6 protein-coding genes are annotated in these 3204 nt (G+C 30.8%); 4 read left to right on the top strand and 2 right to left on the bottom strand.

The window, feature by feature from the left end; translation table 11 throughout:
- Together C237_RS0110295 and C237_RS0110290 are read right to left on the bottom strand one after the other, a co-directional pair.
- A partial coding sequence (locus tag C237_RS0110295; RefSeq protein WP_018676407.1) for a hypothetical protein occupies nt 1–182 on the bottom strand: 182 nt, incomplete at its 3' end.
- Complete coding sequence (locus tag C237_RS0110290; RefSeq protein WP_018676406.1) at nt 179–406, bottom strand: hypothetical protein; 228 nt, start codon at nt 404–406, stop codon at nt 179–181. The genes C237_RS0110295 and C237_RS0110290, both read right to left, overlap by 4 nt.
- A 114-nt stretch (nt 407–520) precedes the next feature.
- On the opposite strand from C237_RS0110290, the gene C237_RS0110285 reads away from it, so the two are divergent.
- From C237_RS0110285 to C237_RS0110270, 4 genes are read left to right on the top strand one after another with little or no spacing between them, the layout of a single operon-like run.
- Nucleotides 521–1246 (top strand): S24 family peptidase, encoded by a 726-nt coding sequence (locus C237_RS0110285; RefSeq protein ID WP_018676405.1) that lies wholly within the window; start codon nt 521–523, stop codon nt 1244–1246.
- Nucleotides 1247–1268: 22 nt separating this feature from the next.
- Nucleotides 1269–2387, top strand: a complete 1119-nt coding sequence (locus tag C237_RS14835; RefSeq protein WP_018676404.1) for an HNH endonuclease — start codon at nt 1269–1271, stop codon at nt 2385–2387.
- A 1-nt stretch (nt 2388) separates the two neighbouring features.
- Nucleotides 2389–2841, top strand: a complete 453-nt coding sequence (locus C237_RS0110275; protein WP_026315636.1) for a hypothetical protein — start codon at nt 2389–2391, stop codon at nt 2839–2841.
- Nucleotides 2838–3125, top strand: coding sequence for a hypothetical protein (locus C237_RS0110270; RefSeq protein ID WP_018676402.1), 288 nt, complete (start codon nt 2838–2840; stop codon nt 3123–3125). The genes C237_RS0110275 and C237_RS0110270 overlap by 4 nt, the downstream gene beginning before the upstream one ends.
- Nucleotides 3126–3204: the final 79 nt, after the last annotated feature.

The following is a 3204-nucleotide window of genomic DNA, read 5'->3' as shown; positions in this document are numbered from 1 at the left end:
TTTTTTTTTTCTGGTATTTTGTATCTCTCGATACTATTAAACATAGCGTGCAACCTCTTTTTTCTTTTTTCTTTGCTTTCCGCTACCCCTAACATCCAGCTGTGAATTTTGTCTAACTCTTTAGGGTCGCACACTAAGTTTAATTGAGATTTTAATACCGGTATCAATTGCTCAGCGGTCATATTGCGTCTATTATTGCCTGTTTATCTTCTGGCTCAAAGATTTGCTCTTGGGTTAAACCTGTGAGCTTTGTGATAGCCTTTATTACTATTAGGTTGGCTATTTTTTCATTTTCTCTAGCTAGCCACCTGTCTAAGGTGCTTCTAGAGACACCTAACTCTAAGCACAAATTAGACTTGACTTTGTCAGGTCGTAATTTTTCTCTTAATAGTTGTGATACTTTCATTTTTTATATTTATTTTTGAATGTTTGAAATTGATGATGCAAATATATAAGAAATATTCTACACTTACAATGTTTTTGTAAGATTTTTCCTATATAAAAATTTAAGTTATTGATTATGAGTGATAAAAAAATAACATCTGTTGATAGAATTAAAGAGTATATAGATTATAAAGGTATATCTATTCGTAAATTTGAAGAAAGTGTGGGGTTTTCAAACGGCTCTTTCGCAAGTCAATATAAGAATAATAGAACGATAGGAGTAGATAAGGTAGAAAATATCTTAAATGTTTATACCGAAATTAATCCAGAATGGCTCTTAGTAGGTAGAGGTAATATGCTAAAAGATTCTCACGAAAACCAAGATAGCGGCATTGTAATACACAAAGGAAATAGAAAGACAAGAGATACAATACACGAGATACAAGATGTACCATTGTATGATTTAGAGGCTACGGCAGGGCTTCAAGCTTTATTTAAAAGTGGTAAACAGGCTAATATTTTGGCTAATATTCGTATTCCTAATATCCCTAACTGTGATGGTGCTATTACGATTACTGGGGATAGTATGTATCCATTATTAAAATCAGGAGATATTATTATGTATAAGGAAGTCTCTGTAGATGTACAAAGTATCTTTTTTGGAGAGATGTATTTACTTGGTGTTATGGTAGATGACTATGAGGAAATGATTACTGTTAAGTATGTGCAAAAATCCGATTTGGAAGGGCATATTAAATTGGTTAGTCAAAACCAGCATCATCAACCCAAAGATGTACCATTGCAAAGGGTCACGGGTATGGCAATGATAAAAGTGAGCATTAGAAAAAATACAATGTTTTAGATTGTTATAAACTATAGAAATTATGTTAGTAGATGTGTTTTTATGGGTAATGATTGTATTTGTGTTTATTTCGCCTATCCTCGTTTTAATTTTAGCAATAAGAAATAGTCGGATTATAAACAAAAAGAAGGCATTGTTATCTAAAAATAACACTTTGTATAATGCTATAAATGGTCTTGAAGAAGAAGTTAAAACTTTGCAGGATATAATTAGCAAAAAAGATATATTACTCAATCAGAACACCCACGAGATAGATTTATTAAATAAGGAAATAGAAAGAAACAAAAATTTGGTTATTGATAAAGGAAATGAAATTATAAACTTAAAAAATGTTATTAGTAAAAAAGAAGATTTACTTAATCAAAATGCCAAAGAAAAACATACATTTATAAAAGATATTGAACTGTACAAAGGTTTGGCTACAGATAGGGACGAAGAAATCAAAAGGTTGACAAATAAAGATTCTGAAAACATTAAAGTTAAAGATAAAGCAATATCAACAACACTTACAAATGAAGATGTTTTCTTCTTTAATGAATATGAGTTTAAAAAAGCGAAGGGCGAACTTTCTTATTATAACTATAGTTTGGAAAGTCAAATTTTAGGGCGTAAAGGACCTAAAATAATTTCACTAATTAAAAATGCAGTAAGATATAGCATAGAAAAAAAACAAGAGCTCACGATAAACCATGAAAGTTGGCTAGATAATTTAGAATACAACGAAATAAAGAAAAGAATTGATGAAGAAAGTGCGTCTGGATTAGTTCCTGAAATTACAGAGTCTTTTATCAGTGATCTTGAAACTCTGCTTTACAAATACCAAATGATTTATAAGAAAAATCAATATGGAAATATTAAAATGCAGGTGGATCTATTAAGGGAAGCTAGAGAGGCAGAAGAAAAAATAAAAGAACTTCAAAAAATTGAAAACAGGCTAAATAATAAGCGTGACCGTATTTCTCAAAAAGTTAAAGATGCTGTATGGAATAGAGATGGCGGTAGGTGCGTGGAGTGTGGTAGTTCTGAAAAAATAGAGTTTGATCACATTATTCCTTTTTCAAAGGGTGGGTCTAACACCTACCGAAATATACAGTTGCTTTGTGAATCATGTAATAGGAAAAAGTCTAATAAAATTGGTTGATATGGATTCTATAGAAAAAGGTAAATTGTTTGAGGATTATGTTCAAAATGTAATGTTTCCAGATGAACGCTATTCTATAGTTAGAAAAACGCACAATTTTGAAGAAGTGCAACAAAGGCACATTGAAGATTGTGTAAATCCTGATTTTACATTCAAACGAAGACGCACGGGAAAAGAGTATAGTGTAGAAGCGAAATTTAGAAAGGCAAAAGATTATAAGGTTGAAGTCTGCACAAAAGAGCAATTAGAAAGATACAGAAAATATGACGAAAATTCGCCTACATTTATTGCTTTAGGGGTAGGGGATAACCCCAGCGAACCTGCAATATTACTTTTCTTTCATATTAGCCAGCTAAAATCCACAAAGGTGTTTTTGCCTACATTTTTTCAGAAACACTATTTTAAAGTTGGATGCCCCGTATTTTCAAACTACCTAGAAAAATTATTGAAATGAAACCAAAGTTTAATGATAGGATGCTGCAATTGCCAGACTTACTAATTGAGCATAAAGTGATTCGATTTAAAAAAGAATTTACGGATGCAATCGGTATAAAAGTATCTGGATTTAATAGGATAAAAAATAAGCCTTCTTACAACTTTACACCTGAACAAATACATAAAGCTGGGGATATATTCAATATTAATTACAACTGGATTTTCGGCATTTCTGAGAAGTTATTTCAAAAGAAAAATCGAGATAAAGAACTCAAAAAGTGCACAGATTTGAAAAATCAATAAAATTAATTATCCTAAAAATCAAATAGTTATAATTTTTAAAAAGATGAAAAAAGAGAAAAAAATCTCCCTCTCTCTCCGC

The organism is Riemerella columbina DSM 16469, from assembly GCF_000374405.1.
GTDB classification, from domain to species: Bacteria; Bacteroidota; Bacteroidia; order Flavobacteriales; family Weeksellaceae; genus Riemerella; species Riemerella columbina.
Note: the sequence above shows the minus strand (reverse complement) of the source record. Positions and strands in the feature narration are given on the sequence as shown.